The sequence below is a fragment of the Lacticaseibacillus daqingensis genome, from assembly GCF_003946115.1.
Lineage (GTDB): Bacteria > Bacillota > Bacilli > Lactobacillales > Lactobacillaceae > Lacticaseibacillus > Lacticaseibacillus daqingensis.
This window is the reverse complement of record NZ_RHOH01000001.1, coordinates 258,910-278,172: the sequence shown is the minus strand read 5'-3', so window position 1 is coordinate 278,172 and position 19,263 is coordinate 258,910. Positions and strand designations below refer to the sequence as shown.

Below are 19,263 nucleotides of genomic sequence, written 5' to 3'. Positions count from 1 at the left end.
TCCGCTTCCTCATTTTCTTCCACAGTTTAGCAGACGCCACGACCTTTGTCTGCTCAGGCTCAAAAACGAAAAAAGTCGCCGCCTCCGCACAATTATTGCCCGGGCAACACGTGACCCTGCTCACCGCCACCGCCGCACCTTGTCGACGTCGGCCACGTAGGTGCGCACCACGGTCCCGCAGTTGCGACAGATGGTGTAGCGCAGATCTGCGCGGCCAATCAGCGCCAGGGTGCTGCTGAGCGGCGCCACGTTTTGATACGGCATGTGCTTGGCCTCGACAAAATCGGTGCCACCGCACCAGGGACATTCTGGGTGAGTTGTCATTTCAAATCCTCCATCAAGCTGACAGCGCGCTGTATTGAACTGCCAGCATCTTATTGTTTGTGGAAATCAACTGAATTAGATATGATCTAGTCGTCCGAAGCAGCTACGGGCTCACCGTGGCAGCAAACGACGACTCACATCAAGTCAAAGAGGTGACCACCATGAAAGCAAGCACGATCTGTTCGCTACTGGTGATCGGTTCGATCACACTTATCAACATCACGGACCGGGGGCACCGGCTCTCGATTCCGATCGGGGTATTAGGGCTGTCAGGTATGGCCTTTTTCATGTACCAGGAGCACAAGCGGCGCAATTAAATTTCGCGCTTCTTTACCGTTCGAAAGAAGGTCGCTTCATGAAAAAAAGTACCCGCTTCTACCTGTTGTTTATCCTCACGCTGGCGGTCCTGTACATCACGGAAGCCAACCGCTGGATCAGTCTCTCCATTGGTCTCGTGGGGCTCGGCGGTTATGTCTATCTGCTGTACCGCGAGCGCCACTGAATCCTACGCGACGCCAGAAGCCCACACGCCGATCCGGTGTGCGGGCTTCTTCAACGCGATTATTGCCCGGGCAATTATTTACCCGCGAGCATCGGCGCGAAGAACACAACGCCCAGCACCACCAGCCCGATGGACTTGGTGGGGAATGCGGCGCCGCTGAACAACAGGAGCAGCGCGGCAGCAGCGAGGGCCACGCGGATCAAGACGACGTGGCGGCCCACCAGCCCGGACAGGCCGGACAGGTCGCTGCTCGGCTTCATGTCGAGGTGCCGCATCAGCAACCCGAGCATCAGGGCCAGCACCAGCACCACGGCCAGCGCGAGGCCGACCAAAAGCCACGGGTTGGCTTCGCCCGCCGGCAGGGTGCGGGTCAGCGAGCCGCTGGCCAAGCGGCGCGTCAACTTGGCGGCATCGCTATCTGACGGGGCAATGCCAGTCACAAAGTTGTTCCAGCTTGCCACGGTGACCACGGCCACCACCGCCACAATGCCGAGGAAGAGGTACTGATTCGCGTTGTAGTAAAACGCGTTGAACAGCCACCCCAGCAGCCCGCTGGCCAAGAGGATGAGCACCAGAAACAGGCAGTTGGCGCCCCACACCACCGGCGTGATGGCGCCTGGATACCCGAGCTCGGCCAAAAAGGTCATCGGGTGCCCACCCGTCTGGGAATACAGCACCATCACGGCCATCATGAGCACGGTGATGCCGCTCCAGATGATAACGAAGCTGGCGCTGAGTTGCCGCCGCGTGACGCCCATCTGCGTGCCCAGCCGCAGCCAGGTCGGGGTGCGCAAGGCGCTGATCGCCCCGATCATGATCACAGACGGCACGATGAACGGGTTGCCGATCGAGAGGCCGCTAGTCCAGCTCCCCGTCAGCGCGGCATTGAGGCTCAGCATCAAAAGGGCCAGGCTCGCCAGCACCACGAAAAAAATCAGAAACGGCCGAAGGAGGCTTTTGGCCTCCAGTTTTAACATCGCGTGAAGTTTCATCTCATCACCCCAAAATTTCCATGCGCGCCATCATGCGCGTAAAGGCGTACGTCACCAATGCCGTCAGCAGGCTGACCCACAGCAATAACAATAACGGTTGCGGCTGTCCGCCGCCGAGTCCGACCACGGCGCGAATCATCACGACTGGGCCCTGCTGAAAGGCAAGGTCGTTGACGAATGACCAAACCGCGATGGTCACCCCGATGCCGACATAGGTGAGCAGGCCCCACCAGAACGCGGCGCGCTTGGTTTTTTTGTTCATGATCAACGTGGCGATGCCGCCTGCCACCATCAGGCCAAACAGGAGCACCAGCCAGATCAACAGGCCGATCACGCTGGCCACCCCGTGCAGGCCGGCCGCATAAGCGTTCAGCAAGCCGTTCACGCGGGCGCCGCTCAGCCGGGCGATCAGGTACGCCAACTGCACACCCACCGCGCACAAGGCGCTACTGCCGGCAAACACGAGGAGCAGGCTGCGGGTCATGCTGCGGCGGCTGATGCCGTTTTGAAAGCCAAAGCCGGTCACGCTCAGCGACACGGCGCCGATGATCAGGCCCATGACGCCAATCAGCCAGTCCGTCAGGCTGTACCGGCCAACACCGAGCATCGTGGGAAACAGAAAGGCGGAGATCAGGATCCCCACCAGGGCCCCCACCAATGTGGCGCCGGTGAACCGGGCGAAGAAGCCGAGCATGACACGGTTCGTTGCACTAGTCTTCATCCGTGCCCACCTCCGCCGTCAGCTCGATGAACAGCCGCTGCAGGTCCATTCCCTCAAGCGTCACGCCGGCCGGCAACGGTGTTTCCAGTGGCGCGTCCAGCGTATACGCCGTCAGCATGCCGCCCATGCTACGGGTGCGCAGCACGTTGACGCCACTCAGGTAATCGCGCACCAACCCGGCCGGGCCACTGACCACCCGGCCCTTGGCCATCAGGCTCTCGGTGTCCTCATCCAGGGTGATGCGCCCGTCCGCCAGCACGAAAACGTGGTCGATCAGGGTCGCGATCTCCTCGATCAGGTGGGTCGCGATGACAAAAGTCCGCGGCCGCTCGGTGTAGGTCGCGAGCAGCTCCTGGTAAAACTGTTCGCGAAACGGCGCATCCAGCCCCAACACCGGCTCATCCAGCAGCACGAAGTCACACGGCACGCACAGCGCCACGATCAGCTTGGCGATCGTCTTGTAGCCGGTGGATAGCCGGCCGAGGCGCTGGTTCGGGTCCAGCTTGAACACTCGCGTCAGGTGCGCGGCGCGGGTGTCATCGAAGTCGCCGTACAGCGCCTTGGTGATCTGGAAAACCCAGGCCACAGTCCGGTCAGCTGGGTACAGCATGGCGTCTGACATCAGGAAGATGCGGTTTTGCGCGGCTTCGTTTTCCACCACCGATGTCCCGTCCAGCAGTACCGAACCGTGCGTGGCGAAGGTGCGATTGTTGACGATGCGCATCAGCGTGCTTTTGCCCACGCCGTTGCGCCCCAGCAGGCCGTAGAGGTGCCCGGCCGCCCAGGTCATATCGACCCCTTTGAGGACGGCCTGGTCCCCGTATTGCTTGGTCACGTGCTTGAATTTCAGTTCGCTCATTCTTCGTACCCCCGCTCAATGGCGGCCACCAGCGCCGCCTTCGGAATCGCCAGCGTCTTTGCCTCGGCCACCACGGCCCCGACGCGCTGGTCAAAAAAGTCGGCCTGCGCCGCCTGCCGCAGCTGCGCCTGGGCGCCGGCAACGACGAACATCCCGATGCCACGCCGTTTTTCCAGCAGTCCCGCATCAACCAGCGCGTTCATGCCGCGCAGCACCGTCGCCGGATTCAGCGCGTACGCGCGCGCCACTTCGGTCGTCGACGGCACCTGCTCCCCCTCGGGAAAGGCCCCGGAGAGGATCCCCGCCGTGAACTGCGTCGTGATCTGCTGATACAGCGGCACAATACTACTCGCGTCAAAATGCATCCGCCCACCTCCCAGTTATTTGGTTAGTTGGTTAAGTAACTAACCGATGACTGTAGAATACGCCGGGGAACGGTCCCTGTCAAGCACGATTGCAGGTTTCGCCGTTCGGCGCTACAATCGGGTAAACTTCGCGAAAGGACCCGCACACCATGACCCTTGACTACCACGACCAAGGCCACTGGGCCAACAACTTCGGCCAGGCGCAATCCCCCGTTCACCTGACCGGGACCCCGGCAGGCACCACCGCGCTGACACTGACGGCGCCTTACCGCATCACGCAGGTCGCCGCAGATGACACCACCCTGCGCCTTTTTGGCACCGGTGCGATGCGCCTGGACGGGCGCGCCTTTCAGTTCGTCCAGGCCCATGTGCACGCCCCAGTTGAGCATCAACTCGACGCGGCATTTGACCTGGAGCTGCACCTCGTCCATGAAGACGCGCTGGGGCAGCCTTGCGTCGTGGCCATCTTGTTGCCAGTCGGGCCCGCCGACCCGGCGCTTGCGGCGGCCATGGCCACTTGGCGACCTGGCGCAGCCACGCCGCTATCGCTGGATCTGACCCCGTTTTTCCCGCACACCGCCACCATGTATCGCTACCGCGGCTCGCTGACGACGCCACCGCTGACCGAAGGCGTCACCTGGTGCGTGCTGGCGCAAACCGAGCACACCGTCAGCGCTGCCCAAGTTACGTGGTGCACGGCCCATTTTGGTGCCAACGCCCGGGCTATCCAGCCGCTGAATGCGCGGCCGGTGCTGTGCGCCCAACTCGATTTGCAGTCAACCCTTTAGCCAAAGGAGGAAACCACATGCGCATCACGCCAATTACCCCGCAGCAGTGGGCCGCCAGCCTCACCCTCATCACTGCAGCCTTTGCCACCGCGCCACACGCCGACGGCAACGAAGCCGCGCTGGTTGCCAAGCTGCGGCAAAGCCCCACCTACCACCCGGCCTACGACGCGGTCGCCTTCAGCGACCAAGGCGTGCTGGTCGGCCACGCCCTGCTATCCGAAGCTGCCATCGTTGGCCCCCACGGGCGCTGGCCCGTGTTCGTGCTTGCCCCCTTGGCCGTGGCCCCAGACTGGCAGCGCCAAGGGGTCGGTGGCGCGCTGATCACCTACCTGGAAGCCCAGGCCGGGGAAGACGCCCGCCGCGCCATCTCGATCCTCGGTGACCCCGCCTACTACGGCCGCTTCGGCTACCGCCCCGCCATCGACTTCGGCGTTCAGGCGCCGTTTGACGTGCCCGAGGAAAACTTCATGCTCCGCGAGCTCATCCCAGACGGACTGAGTGGCGTCAGTGGCGTGCTGCAGTACGACGCGGCGTTTGGGCTGTAACGCTCCCCCGCCGCTCGCGCAAGCTGACACTTTCATGCGATACTGGCCCAACCGTTCCACATGAAACAGCTGGGCGGCTCCTGATGCCAAACGCTGGTGCTGCTTGATGCACCGTGACCACCCTTGGTGCGCCGACCATTGGAATTGTGCATTTGGCCCGCTAGTTCAGGTTCTGTGGCGCCGATGAGTGCCGATTGTCCGCCTTTTGGGGCGGACTTTTTTAATCTAAGGCCAATTTTCCAACCACTAAAAAAGGCTCCAGCAATCGCTGAGGCCCCGCCGCTTAACCGACTCGGTTGGTGGCCATTTTAATAATTCCGCTCTTTTTGTCACGTTGCGCTTCGTGAGACCCATGACTGCTAAGTTAGGCGTTGCCCGTACCACCTGGAGAAAGGCCACTCCAAACAACAGCGTAAATACCGTATGCATCTATACTTTTCGTCGCATCGCGTGCTCCGTGAATCTGAACTTATCGCCACGATGAACGGAAGTCGTGTAGCTCACCACCTGATTGGACTGCAGATGCGTGATGCTGCGAATAATTACAATCGGATCCCCCAGCTTCATCTCCAAGGCATCAGCTTCATCCTGATTTGCTTTCGCAACCGTCAGTTCCTTATTCGCGTAGCTGACACTAAGCCCCAACTCATCCTCAAAGTAGGCAAAAAGCGAGTTTTCAGCAGCAGCGCGCGGAACGGTCGGTACAATATCCTTCAAGACATAGTCACGATCAATAATCAGTGGCACGCCTTCAACGTACCGAAGCCGCTCAACTTTGGTCGCCGCTAAACACACCTTGTCCGCCAGGTTGAATTCACGCGTTGGCACCACTGCGGATTCCAAAGCGAGCACTTGGGTATGCGATTTCATGTCAAAGATGTCATCAAGTTCTTGATAACTCGTCAGCGATGCAATTGGAAAAGAGTAGCGATCAGTTTCTAGGACCAGCGACCCTTTACCCTTGATCTTGTGGATATAACCATCCTCGAGCAGCGCGCTGAGTGCTTTTCTCACCGTATCACGCGAGGTGCCATACAAGGCCATTAGGTCTTGCTCGCTCGGTAAGTAGCTTCCCGCCGCATAAACGTGGCGGGATATTTTGCGTAAGAGATCTGAGTAAATCGCGACATGTTTGACCGTCATCATTGCGCCTCCGTTAGTCATCTTGTACGTATATGAATCATACATCAAAATAGCCGTTTTTATCAACCTTTCAAATATAATTGACAACTAGTACGTACAGGTTTAACATGCACTTTGTTGAAGCGCTATCAACAAATATTTGTGAGGTGAGCATTATTAAACTTCAAGACATTGTCGCTTATCAAATTTACCCCCGCAGCTTTCAAGACTCAAACGGTGATGGGATTGGTGACATCCCCGGAATCACTCGCCGGCTGGATTATCTAAAAGAACTCGGCATTAACCTGCTATGGATTACACCAATGTACCGTTCACCCGGTTGCGACAACGGCTATGATATCTCGGACTATTACGCAATCGATCCTGTCTTTGGCACGATGAACGATTTCGATCGGCTCGTCAGCCAAGCCAAGGCGCGTGGCATTGGCATCATGATGGATATGGTGCTTAATCACACTTCAAGTCAACACCACTGGTTTCAAGAAGCGCTGAAGGGCAAGGATAACCCGTACCATGATTACTATATCTGGAAAACCGCGCCTAAAGGTCAGTTGCCGAATAATTGGCAATCCAAATTCGGCGGAAGCGTCTGGGAATACGTCCCCGATCTTGATGAGTACTATCTGCATCTCTATGGCCGCGCGATGCCAGATTTGAACTGGGAAAACCCAAAGGTTCGAACCGCGCTCTTCCAAGTAATGCGATTCTGGGCGGATAAAGGGATCGCAGGCTTTCGGCTTGACGTCATTAACAATCTGTCCAAGGATCAGCGGTTCCCTAACGATACTTTCGCAACGCCGCAGGACGATGGGCGTAACTTCTATACAGACGGCCCACGAATCCATGAATTCCTTCGCGAGATCAACCGTGAAGTCCTTGCCCCTTATGGGCTGATCTCGGTTGGTGAGCTTTCCTCAACAACAATTGAGAACACCAATTTATATACCAACCCCGCGCGCCAAGAGCTCAGTATGGGCTTCACCTTTCACCATATGAAGGTTGATTATCCCAACGGCCAAAAGTGGGCGCTGGGTATGAATGATTTGCCTACGCTGAAACGCATTATCAGTAACTGGCAAGTTGGCACAATGAACGGCGGCGGCCACCTCGCCCTTTTCTGGACCAATCACGATCAACCCCGCGCGCTTGCACGGTTCATGAATGATGACGTCTATCGGGATCAGTCCGCACAGGCCTTAGCAATCATTGAGTTCGGCTTACGCGGCGTTCCGTTTGTTTATCAAGGTGAGGAAATCGCCATGAAAGACGCCTACTTCACCAGTATTGACCGCTATCAAGACGCAGAATCACGAAACGCGTATGCCGGCCTACTTCAGGATGGAAAAAGCGCGGCCGAGGCACTAGCCATTCTTCAGCAAAAATCTAGAGAGAACGCCCGCCTTCCCATGCAATGGGATGACACCGCCAACCATGGCTTCTCTAGTCACACCCCTTGGCTAATCCCAGAGCACGATGATCAGCACACGGTGGCGCGCGCTTCAGCGTGTCCTGCAAGCACTCTGGCTTTTTACCAGGAACTTATCCACTTACGGCACAGCAACGACACACTTAAATCCGGTCGCTTTGAACTATTGGACCCAGCAGACGGTGAGGTCTTTGCTTATCGTCGCGAGTCTGACTCAGAGATTTTGCTTGTTGTCGCCAATTTTACTCAGCAGGTGCTGTCGCGGCGCCTGCCAAAGGGTACTTATCACACAATTATTGCAAACTATAAAAAAACGTCACTCACCGGTGACGTTCTCACACTGCAACCGTACGAAGCCCTGATTCTCAGGACATCAAAATAAGGAGGCGCTATCATGCAAGAGGAACCGAGAAACAAATTCATGCTTGGCCTTGAGAAAATCAACGAACGTCTGAATCGCATTCAAGTATTGCAAGATATTACGAGTGGCTTACTAAATGTTCTGCCCTTAATTATCGTAGGCGCAATTTTTGGCCTGATCACCAATTTACCAATTCAGGGGTATCAAGATTTTTTAGTTCATGTTCAGCTTAAAGAGACCCTCGCACTGGCGAGCCAGTTTACCACGAACATCGTTGCCATCATCGCCTGTTTGTCACTGACCTATGTGCGCGTCCAACGTGCGCACATTGATGGGCTGATTCCGCTGCTCATCTCATTAGTGACGTTCTTGATCATTACGCCACTGACTGTCGTCAAGACCGTCAGCTACCTCTCCTTTGACTGGTTAGGGGCGGCAGGTTTCTTCATGGCAATCATTGTCGGGTTATCGGTCGGGAACGCTTTTGTCTTTATGCTTGCACATCACTGGGTCATCAAGCTCCCGGATGCCGTCCCGCCAATGGTTTCTAAATCACTCAGTAGTGTCGTCCCAGCAGTTCTGATTACTGGCTGTGCGCTGTTGATCCGCTTTGCCTTCAGCTTTACGTCTTTCAAGACCATCCACAACGTCATCTACACGCTCATTCAACAACCCCTCACGCACATGGGGTCGTCGATCTGGGCGATGCTCGCACTGACACTTATTTCATCGTTATTCTGGTTCATCGGGATTCATGGGATGCTTGTCGTGATGCCAATTCTGCTCACTGTCTATCTCCCCATGGACCTCGCAAACTTGGCGGCCTTTAATGCGGGCAAGCCACTTCCTTACATCACGACCATTGCCTTCTGGATTATCTGTTGCTCCATTGGGGGTGGTGGCGCGACCTTAGGGTTGAACTTTATGATGGCCTTTCGCGCCAAGAGCGAGCAGTTCAAAGTGATGGGTCGTCTCGCTTTGCCAGCCGGGATCTTCGGTATCAATGAACCCTTGGTCTACGGGATTCCGCTCGTGTTTAATGCGATCTTCTTCCTTCCCTATGTCTTCTTGCCAATCCTCAACCTAGGTTTAGGCTTCCTGTTGGTCAAAATTGGAATCCTGCCAGCCGCGAGTGGTGCCACTATTCTGGGTATGCCGATCCCAATTTTCTTCACTGGATTGATGGAAGGAAGTTGGAAGTTGGGCGTCTTCCAGTTGGTCCTGGCGTTACTCGACACGCTGGCTTACTACCCATTCTTTAAGATCGCGGATGGCAATGCCTTACGCGCTGAACAGAAGGCGGTCTAATGCCGACCCGACTAATTCTCGAAAGCGATGACTTTGGGATCACCCCCGCGGTTTCAACGGCAATTCTAGAACTGTTGGCCAGCCGAGCGATTACCAGTACCAATCTGATGGTCGGCATGCCGGAAGCATCCACCGCTGTGGCCTCAGCCCGTGCTGCCGGCGTGACCCATATGGGGATCCATCTGATTCTAGATCGGCATCACGCCATCACGCCCACTTCTGAGATCCCGTCCCTGATTGACCCTGCCACAGACCAATTCTGGCAGTTTGAGCAACTTGAAACGCGTGCTAAGGCTGGCTTAGTTCGCTTCGCAGAGGTGCGGCTAGAGCTAGTCGCGCAGATTCAACGGGCGCAACGTCTGGGAATACAAATCGACCACATTACCACGCATCACGGGTTGACGCTGCTCGGGCCAAAGTGGCACCAGATGATTGCCGATCTCGCGAATCTGATTCACGTCCCGATGCGCAATGAACGCAGTCTATTTTCCCTAGCGCCCGATCGTTCGTGGGTCGAAGCGCCCCAGACAATCGCGCCGAAACAGCCTGCGGTAACCTACGCACTGGATGCCAACCAGGATCAACCCCATGACGCGTTCGCGTTCATTGATGCCCTATCCGACTATACGGTTGGCGAATTAATTGGGCATGCCGGGCGTGTGGATCATCTATTGGAACAGCGCTCTTCGCTGACGGATCGGCGCGCAAGTGACTACGCCTTCTTCACATCCGCTACAGTACGCGCTGGCCTCGCACAGCGAAAAATTAAATTAATCAACTATCGCGACCTCTGAGCCGCGCAGCGATAGAACCTCGTATAGCAAAAGAGGGTGAGGCAGAAGTCTCATCCCCTTTTGCTGTTGAAAAACGGCCAATTATCAGCGCTGTCAGCTCCCGATATTGTCCCGTCACCCCTGCCCCTGCGCCAATGCGTGCTTTCATTTCACCCACAGCCGGTATGAGAAGTGGTACATTAGAAGGTAACCAACACCAGGAGGCCCCTTATGTCCACCACCGAACCCACCCCACACGTTCATCTCTCCGCCAACCACCACATGGCGATCCCGTGGCACAGTTTTGTGCGCGACGAAAATCGGCCGGTGACCAAGGCCAGCCTGACCGAGCGCGCCACCATTGTCGGGCGCGTCGGCATCATCATGCTGTCATGTGGCACGGGGGCGTGGCGCGTGCGCGAGGCGATGAACACGATCGCGCGGGCGCTGCGGCTGACGTGTGCGGCCGATGTGGGGCTGATCACCATTGAGTACACCTGCTTTGACAACGGGCGCCACTACTCGCAGGCGCTGTCGCTGCCAACCAGCGGGGTCAACACGGACAAACTGACGGACATGGAGCGCTTCGTCAACCAGTTTTCCGCCACGTGCCTGCTATTGACGCCCAAGGAGGTGCACGACCGGCTCGACCAGATCCAAAAAAAGCCGGGCAACTTCTCCGCCGCGACCGCCGGCCTCGCCAGCGCGCTGGCCTGTGCGGCCTTCACCTTCCTGCTGGGCGGCGGGCCGATCGAGATGGTCTGCGCGTTTGTCGGCGCCGGTGCCGGCAACTATTCGCGCCGCCTGATGGGCGCGCGGCGCATCACCGTCACTGCCAGCACCGCGGTGTCCGTCGCCATCAGCTGCCTGGCCTACCTGCTGCTGTTCAAGGTGCTGGAGCTGACGCTTGGCATCTCGCAGGCCCACGAGGCTGGCTACATCGGCGCGATGCTGTTCGTGATCCCCGGCTTTCCCTTCATCACCAGCGGCCTGGACATGGCCAAGCTCGACATGCGCTCGGGGCTGGAGCGCGGGACCTTCGCCATCATGGTCATCACCGTGGCCACCATCACCGGCTGGCTGGTCGCGCTGCTCGTCCATTTTGAGCCGCAAAACTTCATCCCGCTGAACCTCAGCTTCGGCGTTCAGCTCGGCCTGCGCCTGCTGGCCAGCTTCTGCGGCGTGTACGGCTTCTCCATCATGTTCAACTCGCCACGCAAGCTCGCAGCCTTCGCCGGCCTGCTCGGCGCCGTGGCCAACACCCTGCGCCTGACGCTCGTTGACTTTGCCATGCCGGCCGCCGCCGCGGCCTTCCTCGGTGCGCTGGTCGCCGGCCTGCTCGCCAGCGCCGTCAACCGCGACACCGGTTTCCCGCGCATCTCGCTGACCGTCCCGGCCATCGTCATCATGGTGCCCGGGCTCTACATGTACCGCGCGATGTTCAACCTCGGCGGCAACCACTTCGACGTCGGCGCCGCCTGGCTCGTCAAGGCACTTTTGATCGTGGTGGCCCTACCTCTGGGGCTGGCCGCGGCGCGGATCTTGACGGATTCGGCTTGGCGGCACGTGGACTGACGCCTACAAACACCCGACTTTTCGCTAAAATGACCCCCGCGCCAATCCCATTCAGTGGATTGATGCGGGGGTCATTGTCGGTTTAGTGCCTGCCTGAGCGGTACCAGTAGCCACCCAGCACCGCAAGTATCATCAGCCCCAAAGCGCTGAGCCAGATTGTCTGCCGGTCGCCGGTTTGCGGCAGGGTGCGCGCCGCGGTGGGCGTAGGTGCCGGTTCAGCCGATTGCGTCGGTTGTGGGATGGCCGGTGCTGGCGGTGTGCTGGGCTGTGGCTGAGTCGAAGTTTCGCGCCGGCTGATGGGTACCGTGTAGGTTAACGTGGCCTCATCGTAGGTGATCTCATCGGCGTGAAGCACATAGTCGCTGGGCACCGCGGCCTCGATCGTGGCGAGGCTCACACCGGTATCGGCCGGCACGGTCTCCGTCAGGCGCTTGATCAGCGCCTGCGTTGTGCGGTCCACCAGGTTGACGGTCACCGTTTTAGTGGGCTCTGGCACCCGGACTAGCGGCACCGTATAGGTCTGCGTCGCCTCATCGTAGGTCACTTCCTCTAGGACCATTTCATACCCGGCCGGCACGGCCTGCGCGACTGCCTCAAGCGGCACCCCACTGTCAATGGGTACCGTGTAGGTCAGGGGCACCATCAGCACACCGGTGGCCCGGTCCACTAGGTTGACGTGGATCGTCTTCGTTGCCCCGGGGATCTGAGCCAGCGGCACCGTGTAGGTTTGCGTCGCCTCATCGTACGTCACTTCCTCTAGGACCATTTCGTACCCTGCCGGCACGGCCTGCGCGACTGCCTCAAGTGGGACGCCGCTGTCAACGGGCACCGTGTAGGTCAGGGGCACCATCAGCACACCGGTGACGCGGTCCACCAAGTTGACGTGGATCGTCTTCGTCTCTGGCTCATCCGCCGCTGTGGCAGGCCCGACTGCCTCGCCGACAAGGGCCGCCGGTGCGGTGCTTGCGCCCGCCACTTGGCCCTGCCCACGCGTCAGGCCAAGCAGACCGACCACGCTGATCAAAAGCAGGCGCAGGCGGTGATGCCAGCGCCCGGCTGAAACTTGTCTACTCACCATCTCGTCCTCCTTATGACTGGCCATTCCCGCCAATGAGCTGGTCATCCGTTCACCGGCTGACCTTTCATTCATCATAGCGGAGCCGACTGATGGTGGTCAATACAATTTTACAAAAACGATTATACTCACTAGAAGCATAAATTTATTACAAGCCGTTTCACCCCGTGTGCACCAGCCCTCAGTCCTGCGGGCGGCACCGCATCACCCCCAGCCCCGCGACCAACGCGATCACGGCCGCCCCCATCGCGGCCAGCGGGCTGCGCGTCTCGCCGGTTTGCGGCAGGTGCTTCGCGTGGCTCACGCGCACCGGTTGCCGCCGCTTGGGGTAACGGGCAGGTGTCGGCTGCCGCGACGTCAGTGGTGCGTGGCCAGTTGGCGCTGTGCGCGCCTTAGCTGGGGACTCAGTGGCCGGTTGCGTGGCCTGACTGGCGGCGGTGGCGGCTGTCAACCTGGCGGTCGCGGCATCGACGGCGGCTTGGTCGGCCCAGTCATCCGCGAGCACGGCGGCCGCTGCCGTGATGGCTGCAGTCAACCCCGCCTGCGGCTGACGCTGGGCCTTTGCGGTCGCTAGCGCGGCGCTCAGTGCCGTTTTGTCCGCAAGCGGGTGGGCCAGCTCCTTCACCGCATCGAAGCTGGGGTCCAGCGAGCGCGCATAATCATCAGACATGAACGCTGAGTAGACGGCAAAAACCGTGTCCGCCGCATCGAGGGCCGCCTGCGTCTTGCGGACCGTGGCCGCAGCCCACCCCTTGTGGGCCGCCACCCGCGCGAGGTGTTGGCGCCCGGCCTGCTTCACTTGCGCCAAGGTGTAACCCTTGGTCTCCGCGATCGCCGTTTTGGTCCACCGATAGCTGGTTGGCATCACATGACCGAGATCCGTCTCGCTGTAGGTGCGCCCGTCGCGATCAACGGCATACAGGAACATCCCCCCTAAATTGTGCGTCGCTTGAAACGCGGCCTGCTGGTGCGTATGGCTGGCGAGAAAATCGGCAGGATTCGTGTCCTCCCAGCGATTGTTCTCATCGCCTTCTTCGGGGAAGGTCAGCCCGGCCAGAAAGCGCCCTGGCGCCAGCCCCGCGGCCACGTAATCAGCCGCAGCCTTCGCGGTGCGATCAGTGCCGCTGCCGTACTGCTGATAGCCGACATAGCTGAAGTTCCCGGCAACATTTTTGAACGGCATCATGTCTGACGCGTTCGTGTCATAAATCAACAGTGTGCCGTTGTGCGCTTTTGGTCCAAGATACTTGGCCAGCGCCTGGATCAACACATCCGACAGGGCCGCAGTCGCCGCATCCGGATGCTGCTCCATGTCGATATCCAGCCCATCAAGGCCATACTGGCCGGCCAGCTGCGCGATTTCCTGCTGCGCCCAGGCGTCCGCGGCCGCCAGCTGCTGGGCCGCCGTCAAAGGCGCCGGGCCGCCAAGCGTCGCCGCATACCGCTTGAAGTCCGCAAGCATCCCGTCATACGCTAACGCGCGCACCAGCTTGACCCCGCGCCGGTGCAGCGCAGGCGCGTACACCGTCTTGAGCGCGTCATAAAATGGTGCCGCCGCGGCTTCCTCACCGCTGGGCACGTAGCTGAACACATTCACAATGTCGATGCCCTCAGGCAGATCCAGCATGGACTGGCGGTTCGGGTCCGGCAGCGTTGTGTTGACGCCCTTCATCGTCTTGTCCCGCCAAGCCCGGTAATACACCATAAACGTCTTGCCGTTCGGCGCGGTGCCCGCGTGCACAGGCACCGCGTTGGTCAGCGCTAGCCCCAGGCAGACGCATCCCCCCACGACTGCCGCCAGAAGACCTTGCCGAATCAACGTGCCAACTTTTGTCATGTTATCCCAACCTTTCCCAACTGTCTTGTTCGATGCGTTGCCGCCACCCACGGTACGATTCCCTCGGCTTGATTGTAAGGGCTAGCCGTTATTTTGGGGCGACCGTGAGCGTTATTTTTTCGGTTTTTGGTCTATCGCGCCATATCAAGCCAAGGGGGGACTGGGGTTAGGGACGGTTGGGGGGGAAATGGGATCAAAACAAGTCGCCACATCAAGAAACACCCAGACCGGTCTCAGTCTAGGTGCGTGATCAAACGATACTTAACACCACTTAGCGAAGCATTCGCTGAGCCTCTATCACCCGCAGTCCCGGCACCGCCGCGGGTGGCTCAACCACCCATCAGCACAAAGAAGCGGCCTCACCCAGATGAGTTCTGGCATGAGGCCGCTTAGGGGCAAGCGTTAACTTGAGAAATGGATTCACCTGTCACGCAACCGGACACGGTGCGATCACGGTTAAACACTCACCTGCAACGATAATTCTAATCCTGGCGCTTGCGGGTCTTGAACCCGAGCAGGCCGAGTAAGCCAAGCCCCAGCATGGTCAGGCTGCTCATCATCGCACCACCCGTCTGTGGCAGGTTCTTACCATCGGTTGTGGTGCCCGTTTGACCAGTGGTGCTACCGGTCGCGCCACCTTGGCTCCCACTTCCGTCAGTTGAAGCATCATTCTTCGTGTAGGTAACGGTGTAAGTCAGGTTCTCCGGCAGACTGGTGAGCTCATGCGCATCTGACAGGCTGTGTGCGGCCACTGTGGTCACGCTGGCGGTGTAGCCCGGGATTTCCTTCACTTCATAGGCCGCATAGGCTGCGTTAGTCGCTGCCGGCGTGTACAGCAGTGGGTTTCGCGGCACCTCCTGCGCACGACTCCCCATCACAGGAACAAGTTCCTCTTCATCGTCTTCGTTGAAGACCCAGTCCCAGTGCCATTCCACGGTTTGCACTTCATCCTTCAAAGCCAGGTTTGCCGGCAGGCCTTCAAAGGTGATCGTACGGGTCGTTGTCTTTGGGATCTGCTTGATCTTAAGCATATTGGCCGGCACGTCGCCAACGCTACCCCTGTCCGCCAGCAGGTCGTCAGCATTCAGCGTCAAACTATCCACTGCCTCGTAGCCATCCGGGAGCTGGGCCGGATTCACATCAACAGTTGTCTGACCCGGTTTGATGTTAACGAATGCGTAGTAGTGTTCGTACACGCGATCATGCGTGGTATCGTGGAAGCTCACTTCTACTGACATCGTCTCCTCGTCTGTCCGGGTATACGTATCTGCGTAGCCACCACCGTATGACGTATCGAAGAGGTATCCTGTCTTCTGGCCTTTCCAGTTCGTGTCTGAGTAGATGATCAGTCGTGTCTTATCCCCAAGCGTGAGGGATTCTAGCTTCGGCACGTTATAAACCATTGTGGGAGAAATTGTATGCGTGGTGTCAAGTCCAGCGATGTTCAAATCCGTCAAGTTTGCCATGTTTTCAAACGTGTCCATAGCGTAAACTACTTTGCCTGTCTGCCACGCTGAAAGGTCTAGGCTCGTCACCGCATGGTTGCCAGAGAACGTCTCGGACATATGGGTCACTCGACTCGCGTCTACATTGGCAACATCGTAGCTGGTCACACGAGATAAGTTAGCAAACAACCCATTAATACACTTCGGTAACGTCACCTTTCCGGCAAACACAACCTTGGTAATGTCAGCTGCAAATTTGGCCCACGGCGCATCGTGAAACGTGTTCACGCCCACCCCAGCTTGCAGTGTCAGCACACCGTCATCATCGATGTCCCACGAGACGGTGCCCCACTTACCTTCCTGATCTTGGACCGGTGCCAGCGTGTAGTGATCTGGGTTGCCACCACGATAAAGCCCGACAAACTGGTGTCCTGTCTGCGCCCCTGTCCATGCCTTGCCGTCGGGAGTCGCAATATCACTCAAAAACGTGTTGTCACCTAAAACCAGTTCCGTCAGTTGATCACTGCTGGCAACGATGCCAGTACTGAATGTAGCGTAGCGCGTGTCCCAGCCGCTGATGTCGAGGTAGGTCAAGTTGGGCATATTGGCAAACGCATACTGAACCTCACTTAGCGCCCCTACCTTCCAGTTGGACAAGTCCAGTCGACTAAGGCCAGCCCCATCAAACATATTGTTGGCGTACTCTAAGCGCTTGGGCGTCCAGTTTTCAACCGTGGCCGAAGTCAGCGCCTTACAACCTGCAAACATATTAGCTAACCAAGTCACTTGACTCACATCCCAGTTTGCAAGATCCAGCGATGTCACCTTGGCATTGCCAGCGAACATGCCGTCCATATCCGTTACGTGACTGGTATCGAGGTTTGATAAGCCAATATAGATTGTCACATCGGTAAATCCTTTAAACAGACCGTAACACGACTCCGGTAATTGGACCGTACCTTGAATCACAACCTGATCGATTGCTCCGGCAAACTTGTCCCACGGTGAAGTCCCGTAAGCGTCTTCACCCTTACCGCTGTTCAGCGTCAACACCCCGTCTTCCAGCGTCCAATCAACGGTGCCCCACTGACCGTTCTCAGATACAGCTTCTCTAATGAGGGTATAACGGTCGCCAGCACCGCCTTCATACGAATCTTTGAACTGGTTGTCGGGATTTTCCCCTTGCCAGACTTTTCCTCCTGGTGTTGTAACCCCGAAAACGATGGTATCATCGCCGAGCACAATTTCCGCTAGTTGATTGCTGCCCGCGGTGAATTCGCTACGGCTATATGCCTCCCGCGTATTCCAGCCACGGATGTCGAGATGCGTTAGGTTAGGCATATTGGCAAACGCTGACTGAACGTAGCTCAACGGCCCAGTCTGCCAATCAGATAGATCCAGTTGACTAAGGCCAGCGCCGTTGAACATCCGCTGCATGTCGCCCACCCCGCTCACATCCCAGCTGGAGAGATCCAGTGTGGTGAGTTGGGTATTTTCTGCAAACATACTATCCATATCCCAAACTTGACTGAGGTCAAATTTTTCCAAGCCGGTATAGGCCGTGACTTTGTTAAGCCCCTTGAACAACTCATAACTCGACGACGGCAATTGAACGGTTCCTTGGATGACCACCCGTTGGATTTCTGCAGCATAGTCTTGCCAAGGCGATTGCCCCCCAACGGATGCGCCCTCACCGCTATTCAGCGTTAGCGTCCCATCTGCAATCGTCCAGTCAACGGTGCCCCAAGTGTCTGAAATTGGGGCCGTGGTCGTGTCATCCTCAGCTGAGGCAGCCTCATCCGCTACGGTCGCATCAGGGGTCGCCTGATCTGTAGGGGTAGTGCTCGGGGTCTCCGTAAGCGTTGAATCTTCCGCTTCAGTCTCGTTCTCACCTTCAGGTGTTGTGACCGCTTCTTCCGGCGTGGCCTCATCCGGCTGGGCTTCTGTCTCTGGCGCCGCATCCGTTTCTGGCTGGGCCTCCGGTTGAGTCGGCGCCACCTCGGTCAGGCTCCCTGAGGTCGCATCCTCAATGGTCAACGCCGGTGTCTTTGCCGGCTGTGTCGTCTGATCTGGCGTAGTCTCGGCCAGGGTCACCGCGGGTAGCGCACCACTCAGGGTCACAGTGCTGATCAGAACCGTCAGCGCCAATTTGGTGCTCAGACGGCCTTTTCGCGTGCTTCGATCAGTCATGGGTTCCTCCTTTATCTGTTCATGCCTTCTTCCGTTACAATTAAAATTATATCCAAGTCATGACACCCCTCGTCCACTGGGAACGGCCGGCCGGATTACATGTAGACCAATTTTTAACCAATTTGCCATAAACACCGATGTCCCCCCCAAAAACCAACGACCAGTTGACCACCCCAATTCGTGAGCCACCCCAGACATCCGTGGTATGATTTCGGAATCTCTGTACCCCATCGCGTCTTAACATTGGCCAGAACCAGCTTGTCACGACTTCGCAGTCAGCCTCACTAGCCACGACTTAAAAAGCCGCCAATGCTCGATTGACGGCCAGATCTCTTTATATATTATCTTCCTCGGTTGAAAAACGAGCAGTCATCCGGCGCAGTGAGTCATGATCCCCCCACTGGTTCTCGCGTTCAAAGCGTATTGTGTCATCGCTTTCCAGTCCGTCTCGCAATCGATAACGACCGCGACGATCAGCCGAATCCCGCCACTCGAATTATGAGAAACAAATATACCGTTTTTCGCGTATTTTTGCCTTTTCCGGTATGATGATGGTTGGCAAGGAATGGCCGGACGGTGGCTAGCTTCAATCAATAGATTGGGGTGATGCCTATGGTTTATTTTTAGGTCGTCGCTCATCGAGCTGCGTGGCGCATGAGGGCGCGGTCTAAGCCATCCTGCTACTCGCGCCTAAGTGCGGGCGCAAGCATCAGGCTGGATTTGATCAGGTTGTTCGAACGCAGTGAGTTACAACCTGACATGCGTAGAAAGCCCAACCCTCATAACCGCGCCACTTCGCTCTTGTCTGAAAGGCGCACTTCATGCGTGTCGCTGACACCTTGATGTTGATGATTGCTTTCGGCAGTCTCATTGTCGAGATCATGAAAAACGACCAAAAAAATAACCGTCCAGGCCTCGCAAGCTGATGACGGTTATCGTAACGTTGTAAGCTAGCTACCGGGTGAAAATCCGGCCTTGCCTTGCCGGTGGCGCATTGCGTCATCGGCTTTTTTAATTCCTCCAAAGTATAGCAT

Annotated in this window: 18 protein-coding genes; 9 read left to right on the top strand and 9 right to left on the bottom strand. The window is 57.7% G+C overall.

Features of this window, described 5'->3' with window-relative positions; translation table 11 throughout:
• Positions 1–120: 120 nt before the first annotated feature.
• Positions 121–324 carry a hypothetical protein gene (locus EKM88_RS01105; protein ID WP_125702339.1) on the bottom strand — a complete coding sequence of 68 codons (204 nt, stop codon included), beginning with the start codon at positions 322–324 and terminating at the stop codon, positions 121–123.
• A 161-nt stretch (positions 325–485) separates the two neighbouring features.
• Here EKM88_RS01105 and EKM88_RS13190 point away from each other — a divergent pair, with 161 nt between their 5' ends.
• Both EKM88_RS13190 and EKM88_RS13185 read left to right on the top strand, forming a co-directional pair.
• Positions 486–641, top strand: coding sequence for a hypothetical protein (locus EKM88_RS13190; RefSeq protein ID WP_164511953.1), 156 nt, complete (start codon positions 486–488; stop codon positions 639–641).
• A 38-nt stretch (positions 642–679) separates the two neighbouring features.
• Complete coding sequence (locus EKM88_RS13185; RefSeq protein WP_164511952.1) at positions 680–826, top strand: hypothetical protein; 147 nt, start codon at positions 680–682, stop codon at positions 824–826.
• A gap of 74 nt (positions 827–900) precedes the next feature.
• On the opposite strand, the gene EKM88_RS01100 is transcribed toward EKM88_RS13185, so the two are convergent.
• The 4 genes from EKM88_RS01100 to EKM88_RS01085 are packed head-to-tail and all read right to left on the bottom strand — an operon-like array spanning position 901 to position 3,763.
• Entirely contained in the window at positions 901–1,803 is a 903-nt protein-coding gene (locus EKM88_RS01100; RefSeq protein WP_164511951.1) for a hypothetical protein, read from the bottom strand.
• 19 nt (positions 1,804–1,822) lie between these two features.
• A complete protein-coding gene (locus EKM88_RS01095; RefSeq protein WP_125702337.1) occupies positions 1,823–2,539 on the bottom strand; it encodes a hypothetical protein in 717 nt (238 codons plus the stop codon).
• Complete coding sequence (locus EKM88_RS01090; protein ID WP_125702336.1) at positions 2,529–3,398, bottom strand: ATP-binding cassette domain-containing protein; 870 nt, start codon at positions 3,396–3,398, stop codon at positions 2,529–2,531. The genes EKM88_RS01095 and EKM88_RS01090 overlap by 11 nt, the downstream gene beginning before the upstream one ends.
• The gene (locus tag EKM88_RS01085) at positions 3,395–3,763 is read right to left on the bottom strand and encodes a GntR family transcriptional regulator (RefSeq protein WP_125702335.1); all 369 of its coding nucleotides are present in this window, start codon (positions 3,761–3,763) and stop codon (positions 3,395–3,397) included. Before EKM88_RS01085 ends, EKM88_RS01090 begins: the two co-directional genes overlap by 4 nt.
• 149 nt (positions 3,764–3,912) lie before the next feature.
• On the opposite strand from EKM88_RS01085, the gene EKM88_RS01080 reads away from it, so the two are divergent.
• Entirely contained in the window at positions 3,913–4,551 is a 639-nt protein-coding gene (locus tag EKM88_RS01080; protein WP_125702334.1) for a carbonic anhydrase family protein, read from the top strand.
• Positions 4,552–4,568: 17 nt separating this feature from the next.
• Complete coding sequence (locus tag EKM88_RS01075; protein WP_125702333.1) at positions 4,569–5,096, top strand: GNAT family N-acetyltransferase; 528 nt, start codon at positions 4,569–4,571, stop codon at positions 5,094–5,096.
• Positions 5,097–5,525: 429 nt separating this feature from the next.
• On the opposite strand, the gene treR is transcribed toward EKM88_RS01075, so the two are convergent.
• Entirely contained in the window at positions 5,526–6,239 is a 714-nt protein-coding gene (gene treR / locus EKM88_RS01070; protein ID WP_125702332.1) for a trehalose operon repressor, read from the bottom strand.
• Positions 6,240–6,346: 107 nt separating this feature from the next.
• Here treR and EKM88_RS01065 point away from each other — a divergent pair, with 107 nt between their 5' ends.
• The 4 genes from EKM88_RS01065 (at position 6,347) to EKM88_RS01050 (ending at position 11,682) form a co-directional block, all read left to right on the top strand.
• Positions 6,347–8,047, top strand: coding sequence for an alpha,alpha-phosphotrehalase (locus EKM88_RS01065; RefSeq protein WP_125702331.1), 1,701 nt, complete (start codon positions 6,347–6,349; stop codon positions 8,045–8,047).
• A gap of 12 nt (positions 8,048–8,059) precedes the next feature.
• Entirely contained in the window at positions 8,060–9,334 is a 1,275-nt protein-coding gene (locus EKM88_RS01060; protein ID WP_125702330.1) for a PTS sugar transporter subunit IIC, read from the top strand.
• Positions 9,334–10,128 (top strand): carbohydrate deacetylase, encoded by a 795-nt coding sequence (locus tag EKM88_RS01055; protein WP_125702329.1) that lies wholly within the window; start codon positions 9,334–9,336, stop codon positions 10,126–10,128. Before EKM88_RS01060 ends, EKM88_RS01055 begins: the two co-directional genes overlap by 1 nt.
• Before the next feature lie 210 nt (positions 10,129–10,338).
• Entirely contained in the window at positions 10,339–11,682 is a 1,344-nt protein-coding gene (locus EKM88_RS01050) for a threonine/serine exporter family protein (RefSeq protein WP_125702328.1), read from the top strand.
• Between the two features lie 82 nt (positions 11,683–11,764).
• Here EKM88_RS01050 and EKM88_RS01045 read toward each other — a convergent pair whose 3' ends face one another.
• The 3 genes from EKM88_RS01045 to EKM88_RS01035 all read right to left on the bottom strand — a co-directional run bounded on the left by EKM88_RS01045 (position 11,765) and on the right by EKM88_RS01035 (position 18,229).
• Positions 11,765–12,760, bottom strand: a complete 996-nt coding sequence (locus EKM88_RS01045; protein WP_164511950.1) for an LPXTG cell wall anchor domain-containing protein — start codon at positions 12,758–12,760, stop codon at positions 11,765–11,767.
• 178 nt (positions 12,761–12,938) lie between these two features.
• On the bottom strand, positions 12,939–14,594 hold the full coding sequence (locus tag EKM88_RS01040; RefSeq protein ID WP_125702326.1) for an EndoS/ChiA family endoglycosidase: 1,656 nt from the start codon (positions 14,592–14,594) through the stop codon (positions 12,939–12,941).
• A 482-nt stretch (positions 14,595–15,076) separates the two neighbouring features.
• Positions 15,077–18,229, bottom strand: a complete 3,153-nt coding sequence (locus EKM88_RS01035; RefSeq protein WP_125702325.1) for a BspA family leucine-rich repeat surface protein — start codon at positions 18,227–18,229, stop codon at positions 15,077–15,079.
• A gap of 821 nt (positions 18,230–19,050) precedes the next feature.
• Here EKM88_RS01035 and EKM88_RS13650 point away from each other — a divergent pair.
• Positions 19,051–19,155, top strand: a complete 105-nt coding sequence (locus EKM88_RS13650; protein ID WP_225418398.1) for a putative holin-like toxin — start codon at positions 19,051–19,053, stop codon at positions 19,153–19,155.
• Positions 19,156–19,263: the final 108 nt, after the last annotated feature.